This is a genomic window from Glutamicibacter sp. FR1 (assembly GCF_047300825.1).
GTDB classification, from domain to species: domain Bacteria; phylum Actinomycetota; class Actinomycetes; order Actinomycetales; family Micrococcaceae; genus Glutamicibacter; species Glutamicibacter nicotianae.
Genome location: NZ_CP178602.1, coordinates 2,694,393 through 2,710,424, shown reverse-complemented (window position 1 = coordinate 2,710,424; position 16,032 = coordinate 2,694,393). Strand labels below are relative to the sequence as shown.

Here is a 16,032-nt window from a genome sequence, read left to right as displayed (position 1 = left end):
GGGCCGCTGTGCTTTATTCGAAGTCGAAGCCCTGCGCTTCGCATGCCTTCTGGAATGCTTCCAAGTCGGTGATCTTCGGCGTGCCGGCGTTATCGGTGGCCACGGCGGCGCTGATTTCTCCGGTGGCTGCCTTCGCCCCATGCTCAGCGGCTTTCGCCATGTTCGTCGCGCCCATGCCCTCGGGGTCAACCATGCCCCCGCCAAAGTGCACGCACGCCGTATGGCCCTGCGGATCTTGCTCGCGCAGCTCATCGATCGACGGGCTGCCGCAAGCGGTGAGCGCCAAGGCTAGGGTGGCCAGTACAGGCATAATTTTCTTCATAACCCAATCCTAGGCGTGGATCAGCTGGGATGCTGCGATCCTCTCTGCAGGAATTCGCTGGCGACATGGCCCTATGCCTGAAACCCCGCGGTGCGGTGAACGTGGCAGGATTAAACCATGACAATCATTGCAGCGGCGGATGGATCAGCCTTAGGGAATCCCGGACCAGCAGGTTGGGCCTGGTACGTGGATCAGGACAACTGGGCCGCTGGCGGTTGGGACCACGGAACCAACAACATGGGCGAGCTCCAGGCGGTGCTCGAGCTCTTCCGGGCCACCGAGCACCTGCCAGATGAAGAACTGAAGATCCTGTGCGACTCGCAGTACGCGATCAACTGCATCAGCAAATGGATGCCAGGGTGGAAGAAAAAGGGCTGGAAGAAGGCCGACGGCAAACCGGTACTGAACCAGGACATCCTCAAGGAACTGGATCAGGCTATCTCGGGGCGCAAATACACTTTTGAATGGGTTAAGGGCCATGACGGCCATGAGCTGAATGAAGCAGCAGACGGACACGCCCGCGCAGCAGCCACCGCGCACCAGCAGGGTACGGCAGTAGAGGCTGGACCAGGCTACACTGCCGGTGGATCAGCCCCTTCCAGCTCACCGGCCGAGGCGGATGCGGCACCGGCACCGGTGGAAGAAACCGCTGCCACGCCAGAACCCGGCATGGACATCGCGGCCGCCGTCTACGAGTTGGAGCAGGGTTTTCTCGACCCGCAGATCCGCGCCAGCTTCGCCGAGCTCACTGACTTCCTGCATCCTGGGTACCAGGAAGTGACCCGCCATGGTGGTCTGCTGGATGTGGCGACGGTCCGATCCATGCTGGAATCCGGGGCAGCTTTGCCAAGCACCGGTGCGGTGCAGGTGCTTGCCGCGCGTGAAGTGGATGCGCAGATGGTGCTGCTTGCCTACCGCATGAAGCCCTCGGATTCCCCGGTGCTCGTGGTCTCGTCGTGGTGGCAGCGCACCGAACGGGGCCTGAAGCTTCGTTTCCGCCAGGAAACCGTCGAGCAGGCGGCGTAGAAAACGCGCTTGACGCAGCGATGCCCGCCGAATCAATCGGCGGGCATCGCTGCGTCAAGAACCAGGGATCAGTACTGGCCCGGGCGGGTTTCAATGACGCCCTTCTTGTAGCTGATCCGGTTGACCAGCCAAGTGACGGCCCACAGTGCAACGCCGATCACCAGCAGTAGGCCGGCAATCTCGTACTGTACCCAGTCCTCGCGCGCACGAGCCCACGGGCCGGCAAGGAACAGGCAGAAGACCACGCCGAGGATCGGGATGATCGTTGGCGCACGGAATGCGCCAGGCTCCGGCTTGTCGCGGCGCAGCACCAGCAGGGCGACGTTCACGACAGCGAACACGCACAGCAGCAGCAGCGCGGTGGTGCCGCCCAGCGAGCCGACGATGCTGCCGGTATCCAGGTTCACGTAGGCAATCAGTGCGATGGCCAGCGCGGTGCTGAACAGGATTGCAACCCATGGGGAGCGTCGGGTCGAGTGCACTTTGCCCAGGAACTGCGGTAACACGCCCTGGCGGGCCATGCCGTAGAGCAGGCGGCTGGCCATCAGCATGTTCATCAGCGCCGTGTTGACCACCGCGAAGACGGTCAGGAACGGGAAGATCGTGTCAACCGGCAAATTCGGCAGGCCAATGCGCACCACATCCAGCAGGATGCCGGCGTCCGGGTTCTTCGGATTCAGCAGATCACCGGTAGGGATCACCATGATAACGGTGACGGCCACCAGCATGTAGATCACGGCGCAGATGCCCAGGCCAATGAGCATGATCTTCGGGAAGACCTTCTTCGGGTTCTTGGTTTCCTCCACCAGGTTCACCGAGTCCTCGAAGCCCACCATGGCGAAGAACGCAATGGCGGTACCCATGGTCACTGCGGCGAAGACGCTGCGATCGGTCGGGGTCTCGAAAACCACCAGACGGGAGATGTCCCCGTGGCCCGAGGCGATCGCGGCGAAGCCGATGCCGATGATCGCGGCCATGATGGCCAGCGACACGATGGTCAGGAAGAGATTGAACTTCACGCTCTCGCCGACACCACGGAAGTTGACGATGGCGAGGATGACGATCACCGCAATAGCCGCCCACATGCCCGCTTCGGGCGTGTTGGGAACGCCCTCGACGAACTGGCCGATGCCGATCAGCAGGTTCCGCCCGACCAGGGTGGCCGAGGTGGCGGCGCTGGTGATGCCCGAGCAGGCAACGGTGAAGGCCACCAGGAAGGTCACGAAGTGGATGCCGAAGGCCTTGTGGATGTACAGGGCGGCACCCGCTGCGTGCGGGTACTTGGTGACCAGTTCGAGGTAGCTGAAGGCGGTGAGGGTCGCGATCGCGAAGGCGATCAGGAACGGCAGCCAGGCGGCTCCACCCACCTGGCCGGCAACCTTGCCGGTAATGGCGAAAATGCCGGCGCCGATGATATCGCCCATGATGAGGAATAGCAGCAGCTTCGGGCCAATCACCCGGTGGAGTTCTGTTTCCTTGCCGTCGGTAACGGCCGTGTCACTGTTCACAGTCATGCGATCGAGATCATCTCCTTCAAATTTGTAGGCAAACGTTACAACTTTAGGGTCAGCGCATGAAGTGGGCAAACCGGGATCTGAGCTGGCTCACAGAATCGCGGGACGAAAGGCATTGCTACGTCGGCGAGTGGCTTAATTGCTTCAAAGGTGTGAGCTGACCTACCTATATGCTGGGTGGTGGACAGCATGTGGAACCTTCGGGAAATGGGAGCACTGCGGTTAGGGTTGGTTGTTGAGGAACAAGCACTTTAAGGATTTAGATGCAATCGGTGATCACTGAGGATTTCGCGCCCCTGGCCCAGGCTTTGGAAGCGCGTGCCGCTGAGGAAGAAGGCTACTCGGCGCAGCTGGCCGTATACCACCGCGGAGAACTGGTGCTCAGCCACACCGTCGGAGAGCACCTCTCGGGCGACGCGTTGACCTGTGTTTTCTCCTGCACCAAGGGCCTGGGCGCGCTGGTCGTGGCACTGCTGGTGCAAGATGGCCTGATTGATCCGAATGCGCCCATGGCCACCTACTGGCCTGAATTCGGAGAGAACGGGAAATCCAGGCTCACCGTCGGCGAGGTGCTCAGCCACCAGGCCGGCGTGCTGGGCGTTCCCGGGGGCGTGCCCAGCAAGATCCTTCTGGACTCCGCCGAGTACGCCAAGGTGCTCGCTTCCATGCCCAGTGTCTGGCCGCTGGGGCAGAATATCGTCGGCTACCACGCGATCACCATGGGCGTGCTCATGGAAGAACTGGTCCGCCGGGTCACCGGCAAGGAGCTCAAGGAGGTCTTCGAGGAGCGCATCCGCAAGCCGCTGGGCGCCGAGGCCTACATTGGCCAGGACCCAGCGCTGGAATCGCGCTACCGCGATGTGCTGCCAGCTGCCGAAGCTGCCACCGAATTCTTCGACCCGTTTTCCCCGGCCGGTCTGGCGGTGAATTCGGCCTCCGGGTTCGCGCTGGAAACCGGCCCGGTCTACAACTGGCACGAACTGGCCAACGCGCCGCAGGTGCGCGAACTGGGTCCGGCATCCATGGGAGCGGTGGCCAACGCCCAGGGCCTGGCCGCCATCTATGCCGCCTCCTTCGGTGCAGTTCCGGCACTGGGAACCACGCGCGGATTCCTTTCCGCCGACACCTGGTCCCAGGTATCCACCGAACTGGTCTACGGCCATGACCGGACCAATGGACTGCTGCAGGCCTTCGCCCTGGGATTCATGAAGGCCACCGCACGCAACAATTACGGCTCGATTTTCGCCTACGGCCATGACGGTGCGAACTCCTCGCTGGCCTTCGCCGATCCGGCCCACCAGCTGGGCTTCGGATTTATCCCCTCGCGCAATGAAGGTCTCAAGGAGACCTCCACCGGGGTGAAGCTCAGCCAGCTGGCGCGCCAGCTGATCATGCAGAAGAACATGGCGGCCCAGTCTGCCGGCAACAACGCATAGCCGCCCCACCGGGCAAGGAACGAAGCAGGAGCGAAGTGAAGAAGTTTGTGGCACTGGGTGACTCGTTCACCGAAGGCGTTGGCGACGCGGATCCGGTCCGCCCTAACCAGGTGCGCGGCTGGGCGGATCGGGTGGCCGAGGTGCTCTGCGCCGAAGGAGAATGGGAATACGCCAATCTGGCCGTGCGCGGCAAGAAGATCGGCCAGGTGATCAACCAGCAGCTGGACCAGGCCCTTGCGTTGGGCCCGGACCTGGTCTCCATCTACGCCGGCGGCAATGACATCCTGCGGCCCAAGGCCGACCTGGATGCGCTGATGCGCGGCTATGCCGGCATGGTGCGCCGTTTTTCCGAAGCCGGAAGCACGGTGCTGCTGTTCACCGGTTTCGACACCGTGGACTCGCCGCTGTTCTCCAAGACCCGTCCGCGCACTGCCGTCTACAACGAGAAGGTCCGCGAAATCGCGGACGAATACGGTGCGCTGATCGCCGACTACTGGCGCTGGCGTGAATTCTCGGACCTGCGCTACTGGGCGCCGGACCGGCTGCACATGAATGAGCTGGGCCACACGCTGATGGCCTCCAAGGTCCTGGACGTGCTTGGCGCCGGGCAGATCACCGAGGAGAACTGGTCTGCGAAGATCCACCAGCCGTCGCTGCCGGAGCTGGCGGTGAACTCGCGCGGCGAGAAACTGAAGCAGGAATTGGGCTGGGCCAGGGAGCATTTGGCTCCGTGGATCAAGCGACGGCTCACCGGCACCTCATCGGGAGATTCCTTATCAGCGAAGTATCCCGATTACATCCGTTTAACTGCCGGCGCAAACTGAACGCGTTTATGACTTTTCCTGTTTCTGCTCCTGTTTGACGTTGGGGGCGAGGCGGGTAACATGGTGGTGTGCTGCAGGTCTCCGGCCGGCAGTACACGCCATAGACGGATGGCGGGAGAGTCCCGTTCACACCATGGACGGGCGCCGTAGGAGCAATTCCTCCCCAGGAAACTCTCAGGCACCCGTACCGCCATCATGAGGCAACTCTGGAAAGAAACCGGCCCGTTCCGGTTCACCGAAGGTGCAAGTACCCGGCTTGGTTTGCTGGATGCGTAAAACTCTCAGGTTATGAAACAGGGATGGGGAGGTAAAAAGACCTTCCTTTGGCATGCGCCAAGACAGATCCCATGGAGATACCCGCACCATGACCATCACGCAGACTTCGGCACCAGCGAATACTGAATTCGTCTCCCGCCATATCGGCCCGCGTCCTTCCGACGTTGCCACCATGCTTCAGACCCTGGGCTACGACAGCCTGGAAGCACTGATCGATACCGCCGTTCCGGCAGGTATCCGCCAGGACTCCGCACTGGATATCCCTGATGCGCTGAGCGAAACCGAAGCCTTGGCCCACCTGCGTGCGCTTGCCTCGAAGAACGTCATGAAGACCCAGATGATCGGCCAGGGATTCTACGACACCATCACCCCAGCGGTAATCCGCCGCAACATCGTGGAAAACCCTGCCTGGTACACCGCCTACACCCCGTACCAGCCAGAAATCTCCCAGGGCCGCCTCGAAGCCCTGCTGAACTTCCAGACCATGGTCATGGACTTGACCGGCCTGCCGATCGCCAACGCTTCGCTGCTGGACGAATCCTCGGCCGCCGCCGAAGCCGTGCTGATGATGCGCCGCGCCAACAAGAAGAAGGCCAAGGGCAAGACCGTCCTGGACTCCAACATCTTCCCGCAGACCCTGAAGGTCGTGCAGGGCCGCGCCGACGCGCTGGGCTTCGAGATCGAGGTCGCCGACCTCTCCGCCGGCCTGCCCGAGGGCGACATCTCCGGCATCGTGCTGCAGCAGCCAGGCAACAACGGATCGATCGCCGACCACGCCTCGATCATCGCCGCCGCCAAGGAAGCTGGCGCCATGGTGACCGTGATCGCCGACCTGCTGTCGCTGACCATGATCACCCCTCCGGGCGAGCAGGGCGCCGACATCGCCGTGGGCAACACCCAGCGCTTCGGCGTGCCGCTGTTCTTCGGCGGACCGCACGCAGCCTACATGGCTGTTGCCGACGGCCTGACCCGCTCCATGCCAGGCCGCCTGGTGGGCGTTTCGGCCGATAACGCCGGAGTTCCCGCCTACCGCCTGGCGCTGCAGACCCGCGAGCAGCACATCCGCCGCGAGAAGGCCACCTCCAACATCTGCACCGCGCAGGCCCTGCTGGCCATCTGCGCATCGATGTACGCCGTCTACCACGGCCCAGCCGGCCTGAAGCAGATCGCAACCCGTGCCAACAACCACGCCCGCGTGGTCGCCAGCTCGCTGGTCGCAGGCGGCTTCACCCTGGCCTCGGATACCTTCTTCGACACCGTTGTGGTGAACGTCGAGAACGCAGATGCCATCATCGCCAAGGCCGTCGAAGCAGGCATCAACCTGCGCAAGGTCGGCGAAACCCAAGTGGGCATCTCCACCGACGAAACCACCACCTCCGCCGTGGTCAAGACCCTGCTGGAGGTCTTCGGTGCGGAACTCTCGGCTCCGGAAGGCTTCGAGCTGCCCGAGTCGATGGTGCGCACCAGCGACTTCATGACCCACCCGATCTTCAACTCGATCTCCTCCGAGACCCAGATGATGCGCTACCTGCGCCGCCTCTCGGATCGCGACCTGGCACTGGACCGCACCATGATCCCGCTGGGCTCGTGCACCATGAAGCTGAACTCGGCCGCCGAGATGGAATCCATCACCTGGCCTGAATTCGCATCCATCCACCCCTACGCACCTGCCGCGCAGACCGCCGGCTGGCGCGAGCTGATCACCGACCTGGAAGGCCGCCTGACCGCCATCACCGGCTACGCAGGCGTCTCCATCCAGCCGAACGCCGGCTCGCAGGGCGAGTACGCCGGCCTGCTGGCCATCTCGGACTACCACCGTTCGCGCGGCGAAGGCCAGCGCGACCTGTGCCTGATCCCTGCATCGGCGCACGGCACCAATGCCGCTTCGGCGGTGCTGGCAGGCATGCGCGTGGTCGTCGTGAAGACCGCGGCCGACGGCACCATCGACGCCAATGACCTGGATGCCAAGATCGAGGCCAACAAGGACGTCCTTGCCGCCATCATGATCACCTACCCATCCACCCACGGTGTCTACGACGCCGACGTGCGCGAGGTCTGCGACAAGGTCCACGCCGCCGGCGGCCAGGTGTACATCGATGGCGCGAACATGAACGCCATGGTGGGCCTGGCCCAGCCGGGCAAGTTCGGTGGCGACGTGTCGCACCTGAACCTGCACAAGACCTTCTGCATCCCGCACGGCGGCGGCGGTCCGGGCGTTGGCCCGATCGGCGTAGGCGAGCACCTGCTGCCATTCCTGCCAGGCGACGCCTCGGGCACCTACTCCGAGCGCGACGGCGTGCCGGTGGTGGCTACCGCCTTCGGATCGGCCGGCGTGCTGCCGATCTCCTGGGCCTACATCGCGATGATGGGCGGGGACGGGCTGACCGAAGCCACCAAGCATGCGATCCTGAACGCGAACTACATCGCCAAGCGCCTGAACGAGCACTTCCCGATCCTGTTCACCGGCAATAAGGGCCTGGTAGCCCACGAGTGCATCCTGGATCTGCGCGAACTGACCGCCAAGACCGGGGTCACCGCCGAGGATGTCGCCAAGCGCCTGATCGACTTCGGCTTCCACGCACCAACCCTGTCCTTCCCGGTAGCAGGTACCTTGATGGTCGAGCCGACCGAGTCAGAAGACCTGGCCGAGATCGAGCGCTTCATCGAAGCCATGATCACCATCCGCCAGGAAATGGACGAGGTGCTCTCCGGTGCCTACAGCATCGAGGAATCCCCGCTGCGCAACGCCCCGCACACGGTCTCGGCAGTGGTCAACAGCAACTGGGACCGCAAGTACTCGGTGGAGCAGGCAGCCTTCCCGGTAGCGAGCCTGAAGTTCGACAAGTACTTCCCGACCGTGGGCCGCATCGACGGTGCCGGCGGCGACCGCAACCTGATCTGCTCCTGCCCGGCTCCCGAAGCCTTCGAAGACTAAGGAAGAGTTAGAGATGACTGAGACTACCCGAGCACTCAAGCACACCGCACTGCACGCCCAGCACGAAGCTTTGGGCGCGAACTTCACCGACTTCGGCGGCTGGGACATGCCGCTGAAGTACGGTTCGGAACTGGCAGAGCACAAGGCTGTGCGCTGCACCGCCGGCCTGTTCGACCTGTCCCACATGGGCGAGGTCTACCTCACCGGCCCGGAAGCCGGCGTCGCGCTGAACACCGCGCTAGCAGGCAACCTGAGCATCATGAAGGTCGGCAAGGCGAAGTACTCGCTGATCCTGAACGCCGAGGGCAAGATCATCGACGACCTGATCGTCTACCGCCTGGAGGAGGAGAAGTTCCTCGTCGTGCCGAACGCCGGCAACGCACCGGTGGTCGCAGCAGAGCTGGCAGCCCGCGCCGCTGATTTCGATGTTGTCGTCGATGACGCATCGGGCCGGCAGTCGCTGATCGCGGTCCAGGGTCCGAACGCCGAGGCGATCGTGAGCAAGCTGGCCTCCGATGAGGCAACCGCCCAGGCCGTCGCAGAGTTGAAGTATTACGCGGCTGTGAAGCTGGTGCTCGGCGGCATCGACGTGCTGCTGGCCCGCACCGGCTACACCGGCGAGGACGGCTTCGAGCTGATCATCGAGAACGAGGATGCGGCAGCCCTCTGGGAGAAGACCGTTGAGGCAGGCAAGGACCACGAGCTGGTTCCTTGCGGCCTGGCAGCTCGCGACTCTCTGCGCCTGGAAGCCGGCATGCCGCTGTACGGCAACGAGCTGTCCCTGGAACGCACCCCATTCGATGCGGGCTTCGGTCCGGTGGTTTCCTTCAAGAAGGAAGAGAACTTCGTGGGCCGCGAGGCACTGGAAGCGCTGCGCGGCACCACCCCGCCACGCAAGCTCGTGGGCCTCAAGGGACTGGGCAAGCGCGCCGGCCGCGGCGGCTACGCCATCGTCAAGGATGGCGCCGTCATTGGCGAAATCACCTCCGGACAGCCATCGCCAACGCTCGGCTACCCGGTGGCACTGGGCTACGTCGATGCCGAATTCGCTGGGACCGGAACCGAGCTGGAGGTCGATCTGCGCGGTAAGACTTTGCCATTTGTCGTAGTCGAACTGCCGTTCTACACCCGAGCCAAGTAACGTTAAACATCAGTAGGGCTAAGCTAAGCGCCCGCTAATTCCCTTGGGAGAGGAAATACCGTGAGTAAAGTTCTTTCGTCATTGCGATACTCGGCTGAGCACGAGTGGATCGATGCATCGTCCCCAGCAAAGATCGGCATCACCCAGGTTGCCGCTGACGCCCTGGGCGACGTGGTCTACGTCGACCTGCCAGAGGTTGGCGGCGCCGTGACCGCAGGCGAGACCTGCGGCGAGGTCGAGTCCACCAAGTCGGTCTCCGACCTGTACTCGCCAGTGACCGGCACCATCGTTGAGGTCAACCAGGAAGCCGTGGACAACCCGGCCATCCTGAACGAGGACCCATACGGTGCCGGCTGGCTGTTCACCGTTGAGGTCACCGAAGAAGGACCGCTGCTCTCGGCAGCAGACTACGCAAGCGCGAACGGTGGAAACGTCGAGTAATGAGTAACCAGACCTTTGAAACCGTTGCCTCGAGCTCGCTGACCCAGTCGCTGGCATCGCTGGACCCGGAGGTGGCGCAGCGCATTGACGCTGAGCTGGCTCGCCAGCAGCGCGGCCTGGAAATGATCGCCTCGGAGAACCACACCGCGCAGGCCATCATGCAGGCGCAGGGTTCGGTGCTGACCAACAAGTACGCCGAGGGCTACCCGGGCCGCCGTTACTACGGCGGCTGCGAGGAAGTCGACGTCATCGAGACGTTGGCGATTGAGCGCCTCAAGGAGTTGTTCGGGGCGAAGTTCGCGAACGTGCAGCCGCACTCCGGTGCCCAGGCTAATGCGTCGGTGTACCACGCGCTGGTTCGCCCAGGCGACACCGTACTGGGCCTGAACCTGGCTCACGGTGGACACCTGACCCACGGCATGAAGATCAATTTCTCCGGCCGCCTGTTCAACATCGTTCCTTACGGCGTGAACGAAGAGACCAACGTTGTGGACATGGACGAGGTCGAGCGCCTTGCCGTGGAGAACCAGCCAAAGATGATCGTTGCCGGCTGGTCGGCGTACCCACGCCAGCTGGACTTCAAGCGCTTCCGCGACATCGCTGACAAGGTCGGCGCCTACCTGTTCGTGGATATGGCGCACTTCGCTGGCTTGGTGGCCGCCGGGTTGCACCCGTCTCCTGTGCCGCATGCCCACGTGGTCACCTCGACCACCCACAAGACCCTCGCCGGTCCTCGTGGCGGCATCATCCTGTCCAACGACGCTGAAATCGCCAAGAAGCTGAACTCCGCAGTCTTCCCAGGCCAGCAGGGTGGTCCGTTGGAGCACGTGATTGCTGGCAAGGCTGTAGCCTTCAAGATCGCTGCGTCCGAAGAGTTCAAGGAGCGCCAGCAGCGCACCTTGGCTGGTGCCAAGATCCTTGCCGAGCGCCTGACCCGGGACGACGTGGCAGCCAAGGGCATCAGCGTGCTGACTGGTGGTACTGATGTGCATTTGGTGCTGGTGGATCTGCGTGACAGCGAGTTGGATGGCCAGCAGGCTGAGGATTTGCTGGCGCAGGTGGAGATCACGGTGAATCGTAATTCGGTTCCGTTTGATCCGCGTCCGCCGATGGTCACCTCGGGCCTGCGCATTGGTACTCCGGCATTGGCGACGCGTGGTTTTTCCGAGGCTGCGTTTGCTGAGGTTGCGGAGATTATTGCGCAGGCGTTGATTGCTGGGGCCGACGGCAATACGGCTGCACTGCCAGAGCTGAAGGAACGTGTTCTGGCGTTGGCTGAAGCCCACCCACTGTACCCGGACCTGCCAAAGGTTTCCGAGTAGCAGCAAGCTAGTGAAGATGCGGGCCCGGAAGGTGGAATTAGGCGCTTTTCGGGCCCGCAGTCTCTCACCATCCAAAGTTCCACCAGCCGCCGCGATACCTGCAGCGGCCCGGGGGGAATTTGGAACCACACTTCATAGATCCGGGGCCCAAGCTCTCGGATTACCAAAGTTCTAAGGATGTGACCCGCATGGCGGTTAGCGTATTCGATCTTTTCTCGGTTGGCATTGGACCATCGTCCAGCCATACCGTGGGACCAATGCGTGCAGCGCACGCATTCATTGCCCAAGTAATCCGAGAAGGCCAACTGGACGCACTGGAAAATATCCGTGTGGACGTCTATGGATCTCTGGCTGCTACCGGCCGCGGCCACGGCACCTTCACCGCCATCATGCTCGGGCTCGAAGGCTTCGAACCTGAAACGGTGCTGCCAGCACAGGTCGATCAGCGCCTGGCAGACATGGAAGCCACCGGCGTGCTGCGCTTGGCCGAACAGCTGGACCAGCGCAAAGACCTGGACTACAAGGTCGAGGACATGATCCAGCACCCGCTGACCGTGCTTCCGCGCCACACCAACGGGGTAAAGTTCATTGCCCTGGATGCCGAAGGCAACGAAATCGCCAACGAGACCTTCTTCTCCGTGGGCGGCGGCTTCATCGTGCGCGAAGGCGCCGAAGACCGCATCGAGAAGAACCTCGAAGAGAAGCTGAACAAGCAGCCTTACCCGTTCACGACAGCAGCCGCACTGCTGGAACATGTGAAAGAAACCGGCTTGTCCATTGCCGAGATCATGATGGCCAACGAGGAAACCTATCGCACCCGCGAGGAGATCCGATCAGGCCTCATCCACATCTACGAAGTGATGGAAGGCTGCAAGGACTCCGCGCTGGAACGCACCGGCGTGCTGCCCGGCGGCCTGAAGGTCCGCCGTCGCGCTCCAGAATGGCATGAACGCCTGCGCAAGGAAGACAAGGACCGCGATCCGGTCTACTGGCAGGAATGGATCAACCTCGTCGCGCTGGCCGTCAATGAGGAGAACGCCTCCGGCGGACGGGTTGTCACCGCTCCCACCAACGGCGCCGCCGGCATCATCCCGGCAGTGCTGTTCTACGCCACCCACTACGCGCCGGGCGCGAAGTACTGGAACGAGGAGGAAAAGCACGACGCAGTCGTACGCTTCCTGCTCACCGCAGGCGCCGTCGGCGTGCTGTACAAGGAACAGGCATCGATTTCCGGAGCGGAAGTCGGCTGCCAGGGCGAAGTCGGTTCGGCCTCCTCGATGGCCGCCGGTGGCCTGGCCGAAATCCTTGGCGCCACCCCAGCCCAGGTGGAGAACGCCGCGGAAATCGCAATGGAACACAACCTCGGCCTGACCTGCGACCCAATCGGCGGCTTGGTCCAGATCCCATGCATCGAACGCAACGCCATTGCCGCTTCGAAGGCAGTGAATGCGGCGAAGATGGCACTGATGGGCGACGGCGAACACCACGTCACCCTCGATGAAGTCATCATCACCATGCGCGAGACCGGCAAAGACATGAGCGACAAATATAAGGAAACTGCGATGGGTGGCTTGGCCGTCAACGTGGTCGAATGCTAATTCGCTAAAACTACGCAGCGTGCCACCGGATTTCTCCGGTGGCACGCTGCGTTTTTGGTGGTTGAGGGGCTTTAGGATTTGGCCGTTATCAGGGGCGTCCATTCTTGGGGCTCGCCGATAGTGTTGGCACCTGCCTGGAAAAACAGTGCAACGGTGACCGCTCCTGGATCCAGCACACCGCGGGCCAATTCGCCCACGTAGCTAGCACGCCCGCGGGCGGCAATCAATTCTTCGGTGGATTCGGCTCCCTTGCGAGCAGCCTGCGCCGCAGCCAGAAGACCTTCGGCCAGCGTGCTGCCCTGTTCTGCCGAAGCGCTCAGGGCTACAGATGCCGGTTCTAACGCGTCAACCATCGTATTGTCGCCCACCTTGGCGCCACCAAGTTTCTGGATGGTCGCCAGACCAGCAGCGATACCTGCCGCGAGGTCTGAAAGAGAAGCGCTCTCATCGGTGGCACTCTTGGCAATTGAACGGAACCACATGCCAAATAGTGGACCGCTGGTGCCGCCGGTGGCCATGAAACCACTACTTGCGCCCTTGAACACGGAAGTGAAAGTGGCCTCGGATTCAGCCGGTAGAGCCTCGTGGGCCCTACCCAGGGCCGAGGATATATTCGTCCCGAAGTCGCCATCACCGGCAAGTCGATCCAACTCAGTCAGACTTGCCTGAGCCGAGTCGAAGTCTTGGGCAAAGGACGTGAACCAAGCCAGAGCCAAAGTTCCGTTGATTTGCGTAGTCATGTTCTCTCCTTGATAAGTAGTGGTGGTTACCAGCTCAGGGCACTGGTGCGTACCGGAGCATCCCAGAGCTTGACCAATTCGTCATCGGCGACAGTGAGCGTCACCGATAATCCGTGCATATTCAGTGAGGTCACGTAGCTACCGGCCAGTGAACGAGCGACGCTGATACCGCTGGCGTTCAGCAGCCCGTGCACCCTGCGGGCAGCGATGGATAGCTCGAGTGGGTAGGCTCCTCCGAGTCCGTTCACGAGCGCGATTACCGACTGACCGCGTTTGATTTCCAAACTTTCCACTAATGGGGTGACCAGCTGTTCAACTAGTTCATCTGCGCTGGCGTAGTTGATGCGTGCGGTACCGCGTTCACCATGAATGCCAATCCCGAATTCGACCTCATGTGGTTCAAGTTCAAAGGCTGCGGTGGACTCACCCGGGTGTGCGCCAGCGTCCAAAGCGATGGCCAGGCTGCGCGAACGAGAAACTACATCGCGTCCGATCGTAGCGATAGTTGCACGGTCAGCTCCGCGTTCGGCCAGCGCTCCACAGATTTTTTCGACGGTCAGCACCGCGGCAGTCCCACGACGTCCGGGCCCACCCTCACTTTTCTGCGAGGCCAGATCATCATCAACGATGATCTGCTCGACAGCGATGTTCTCATCGTCAGCCAATTCGCCGGCGATACTAAAGTTCAAAACGTCCCCGGTGTAGTTCTTCACGATCTGCACCACACCTGCTCCGGTGTCTGCGCCGACGGTGCCAGCTAGCACTTGAGCAGCGGTGGGACTTGCAAAGACTGCGCCACAGACTGCGACGTCCAGCATGCCGTTACCGACAAATCCGGCATGCAATGGTTCGTGGCCAGAGCCTCCTCCGGAGACCAGCCCGACTTTTCCTTGCGCCGGATTCTTGCGCAAAATCAGGTTGTTTTCTGGATCAAAATTCACCAGATGAGGATTGCTCAAGGCGAAGCCTTCCAAAGCTTCATCGATGACATTTTGTGGGTTGTTGATGATGTGACGACGCACTGCGTTGGGCATTGGACTGCTCCGATTCCTATTGCGTGGTGAAATGGGATTTATGGTCGGACGGGGTTAGGCGATAGCTGGCCAAAACCCTGACGAACCAAGTTTTTTATGGCCTGCACGGCTTGGGTGGCATCAATGCCTTGGGCTTTGATGAGGATTTTGTCGTTGTTCTGGGCTCCGAGGGAAAGAAGCTCAATAAGACTGCTTGCGTTGGCTGGTCCTCGTCCAGAAGTGGTATCGCTCAACCAGATCTCAGAGCGATACTCGGCTGCCAGTTGCACCAGCGCAGAAGCAGTGCGGGTATGGATTCCGAATTGGTTGATCAGTACCTCTTGGCTGCTGGCTACCTCGGTGCCCCGGGGCATATTCGAGCTAGCAACATCGGCTGCTGCACCGGAGCCGACCGTGGATTTGGCCGCCAGCGCGTTGTCCGCCTCATAGGCAACTTCGGTTAAGGTTCTTCCCGACCTTGCACCAATCACCGCTGCCATGGTTCCTTCAATAAATGGTCCGATGCTGATGAGCACCGGGTGGTTGGTAGTACGAAGATCCATGGCCAGCGTCGTACTCAGTTGCGCCGATCCAAGATCGGTCATGACCACCACACCCTGGGTTTCGGCCAGATCATCAATGGCTTGAGCGATGGCCGTGGCGTCGGTACCGAATCCTCCATCAGCTCCTGCAGCAATCCGAATCGGTGGTGGTTGCCCCTGAATCATCTCCAATGCCAGTTCCATCGTTGATTGCGCAAGTGCCAAACTATGCGAAACGAGAACGATGCCAATCACAGGACTGATCCTGCCCGAATACTGGCGTGCAGTGCATGAAGCAGGATATGCGCAGATGCTGCTCCCGGATCGATATGATCGACACTGCGTTCGCCTAAATACGAGGCCCTGCCCTTGCGGGCCACCAGCGGGAAGGTACTCTGGGTGCCCGCATTGGCTGCACTGACCGCTGCTGCGATCGAGTCGTTGAGTCCCACGCCGTTCGCTATTGATTCTGTGAGCACTAACGACGCGGGTTCCAGTGTGTCAATCATGGTCTTGTCGCCAATGACTGCCTGTCCGCGGGAGACCACCGCGTTAACTCCGGCGCGGAAAGCTACCTGAAATTCTGAGGCCTGAATCTGTGTTCCGCTCGGGCTGCTAGTACTCATCTCTAGGAACAACGTTCCGTACAATGTGCCGCTGGCTCCGCCAACACGAGAAATCAGGGTCATACCCACGACATTGAACGATTCGCGGATAGTGTCCGGTGACCCCTTAGCAAGTAATGACGAAATTGCTTGAGCTCCGCGAACCATATTAACTCCGTGGTCGCCATCCCCGATGGCAGAATCAAGTTCGGTCAACCAGGGTTCATTGTTGATGATCTCGGTGGAGAAGTGGTGCATCCACCCTTCGATTGCTTCTAAAGTCAGATTCTCGGACAT

General features: G+C 61.6%; 14 protein-coding genes and 1 riboswitch. Of the genes, 8 read left to right on the top strand and 6 right to left on the bottom strand.

The window, feature by feature from the left end; genetic code table 11:
- Nucleotides 1–13 precede the first annotated feature (13 nt).
- Complete coding sequence (locus ACLQ8T_RS13035) at nucleotides 14–322, bottom strand: hypothetical protein (RefSeq protein ID WP_204722821.1); 309 nt, start codon at nucleotides 320–322, stop codon at nucleotides 14–16.
- A 117-nt stretch (nucleotides 323–439) separates the two neighbouring features.
- Between ACLQ8T_RS13035 and ACLQ8T_RS13030 the strand changes: the two genes are divergently transcribed.
- Nucleotides 440–1,348, top strand: a complete 909-nt coding sequence (locus ACLQ8T_RS13030) for an RNase H family protein (RefSeq protein WP_413454856.1) — start codon at nucleotides 440–442, stop codon at nucleotides 1,346–1,348.
- Nucleotides 1,349–1,416: 68 nt separating this feature from the next.
- On the opposite strand, the gene ACLQ8T_RS13025 is transcribed toward ACLQ8T_RS13030, so the two are convergent.
- Nucleotides 1,417–2,862 (bottom strand): APC family permease, encoded by a 1,446-nt coding sequence (locus ACLQ8T_RS13025; protein ID WP_413454855.1) that lies wholly within the window; start codon nucleotides 2,860–2,862, stop codon nucleotides 1,417–1,419.
- A gap of 263 nt (nucleotides 2,863–3,125) precedes the next feature.
- On the opposite strand from ACLQ8T_RS13025, the gene ACLQ8T_RS13020 reads away from it, so the two are divergent.
- The 7 genes from ACLQ8T_RS13020 to ACLQ8T_RS12990 all read left to right on the top strand — a co-directional run bounded on the left by ACLQ8T_RS13020 (nucleotide 3,126) and on the right by ACLQ8T_RS12990 (nucleotide 12,835).
- Nucleotides 3,126–4,298, top strand: coding sequence for a serine hydrolase domain-containing protein (locus tag ACLQ8T_RS13020; RefSeq protein WP_413454854.1), 1,173 nt, complete (start codon nucleotides 3,126–3,128; stop codon nucleotides 4,296–4,298).
- 35 nt (nucleotides 4,299–4,333) lie between these two features.
- On the top strand, nucleotides 4,334–5,122 hold the full coding sequence (locus ACLQ8T_RS13015) for an SGNH/GDSL hydrolase family protein (protein ID WP_413454853.1): 789 nt from the start codon (nucleotides 4,334–4,336) through the stop codon (nucleotides 5,120–5,122).
- A 102-nt stretch (nucleotides 5,123–5,224) separates the two neighbouring features.
- A riboswitch (glycine riboswitch) is annotated at nucleotides 5,225–5,322 on the top strand.
- A 164-nt stretch (nucleotides 5,323–5,486) separates the two neighbouring features.
- Nucleotides 5,487–8,333, top strand: coding sequence for an aminomethyl-transferring glycine dehydrogenase (gcvP, locus tag ACLQ8T_RS13010; RefSeq protein WP_413454852.1), 2,847 nt, complete (start codon nucleotides 5,487–5,489; stop codon nucleotides 8,331–8,333).
- A gap of 13 nt (nucleotides 8,334–8,346) precedes the next feature.
- Nucleotides 8,347–9,474, top strand: coding sequence for a glycine cleavage system aminomethyltransferase GcvT (gcvT, locus tag ACLQ8T_RS13005; RefSeq protein ID WP_413454851.1), 1,128 nt, complete (start codon nucleotides 8,347–8,349; stop codon nucleotides 9,472–9,474).
- A gap of 60 nt (nucleotides 9,475–9,534) precedes the next feature.
- A complete protein-coding gene (gene gcvH, locus ACLQ8T_RS13000) occupies nucleotides 9,535–9,915 on the top strand; it encodes a glycine cleavage system protein GcvH (RefSeq protein WP_204722815.1) in 381 nt (126 codons plus the stop codon).
- Entirely contained in the window at nucleotides 9,915–11,237 is a 1,323-nt protein-coding gene (glyA, locus tag ACLQ8T_RS12995; RefSeq protein ID WP_413454850.1) for a serine hydroxymethyltransferase, read from the top strand. The genes gcvH and glyA overlap by 1 nt, the downstream gene beginning before the upstream one ends.
- Before the next feature lie 188 nt (nucleotides 11,238–11,425).
- Entirely contained in the window at nucleotides 11,426–12,835 is a 1,410-nt protein-coding gene (locus ACLQ8T_RS12990; protein ID WP_204722813.1) for an L-serine ammonia-lyase, read from the top strand.
- Between the two features lie 71 nt (nucleotides 12,836–12,906).
- On the opposite strand, the gene dhaL (ACLQ8T_RS12985) is transcribed toward ACLQ8T_RS12990, so the two are convergent.
- From dhaL (ACLQ8T_RS12985) to dhaL (ACLQ8T_RS12970), 4 genes are read right to left on the bottom strand one after another with little or no spacing between them, the layout of a single operon-like run.
- Entirely contained in the window at nucleotides 12,907–13,575 is a 669-nt protein-coding gene (gene dhaL / locus ACLQ8T_RS12985) for a dihydroxyacetone kinase subunit DhaL (RefSeq protein ID WP_204722812.1), read from the bottom strand.
- 26 nt (nucleotides 13,576–13,601) lie between these two features.
- The gene (locus tag ACLQ8T_RS12980) at nucleotides 13,602–14,609 is read right to left on the bottom strand and encodes a dihydroxyacetone kinase subunit DhaK (protein ID WP_239543394.1); all 1,008 of its coding nucleotides are present in this window, start codon (nucleotides 14,607–14,609) and stop codon (nucleotides 13,602–13,604) included.
- A gap of 38 nt (nucleotides 14,610–14,647) precedes the next feature.
- Nucleotides 14,648–15,385 (bottom strand): HPr family phosphocarrier protein, encoded by a 738-nt coding sequence (locus tag ACLQ8T_RS12975; RefSeq protein WP_413454849.1) that lies wholly within the window; start codon nucleotides 15,383–15,385, stop codon nucleotides 14,648–14,650.
- Nucleotides 15,382–16,032: a dihydroxyacetone kinase subunit DhaL gene (gene dhaL, locus ACLQ8T_RS12970; protein WP_413454848.1), complete on the bottom strand. Its 651-nt coding sequence runs from the start codon at nucleotides 16,030–16,032 to the stop codon at nucleotides 15,382–15,384. Before dhaL (ACLQ8T_RS12970) ends, ACLQ8T_RS12975 begins: the two co-directional genes overlap by 4 nt.

Bases quoted from the DNA above. Each gene is read 5' to 3' on its own strand.
- ACLQ8T_RS13035 (WP_204722821.1), bottom strand. From the start codon at position 322: ATGAAGAAAATTATGCCTGTACTGGCCACCCTAGCCTTGGCGCTCACC.
- ACLQ8T_RS13030 (WP_413454856.1), top strand. From the start codon at position 440: ATGACAATCATTGCAGCGGCGGATGGATCAGCCTTAGGGAATCCCGGA.
- ACLQ8T_RS13025 (WP_413454855.1), bottom strand. From the start codon at position 2,862: ATGACTGTGAACAGTGACACGGCCGTTACCGACGGCAAGGAAACAGAA.
- ACLQ8T_RS13020 (WP_413454854.1), top strand. From the start codon at position 3,126: ATGCAATCGGTGATCACTGAGGATTTCGCGCCCCTGGCCCAGGCTTTG.
- gcvP (WP_413454852.1), top strand. From the start codon at position 5,487: ATGACCATCACGCAGACTTCGGCACCAGCGAATACTGAATTCGTCTCC.
- gcvT (WP_413454851.1), top strand. From the start codon at position 8,347: ATGACTGAGACTACCCGAGCACTCAAGCACACCGCACTGCACGCCCAG.
- glyA (WP_413454850.1), top strand. From the start codon at position 9,915: ATGAGTAACCAGACCTTTGAAACCGTTGCCTCGAGCTCGCTGACCCAG.
- ACLQ8T_RS12990 (WP_204722813.1), top strand. From the start codon at position 11,426: ATGGCGGTTAGCGTATTCGATCTTTTCTCGGTTGGCATTGGACCATCG.
- dhaL (WP_204722812.1), bottom strand. From the start codon at position 13,575: ATGACTACGCAAATCAACGGAACTTTGGCTCTGGCTTGGTTCACGTCC.
- ACLQ8T_RS12980 (WP_239543394.1), bottom strand. From the start codon at position 14,609: ATGCCCAACGCAGTGCGTCGTCACATCATCAACAACCCACAAAATGTC.
- dhaL (WP_413454848.1), bottom strand. From the start codon at position 16,032: ATGTCCGAGAATCTGACTTTAGAAGCAATCGAAGGGTGGATGCACCAC.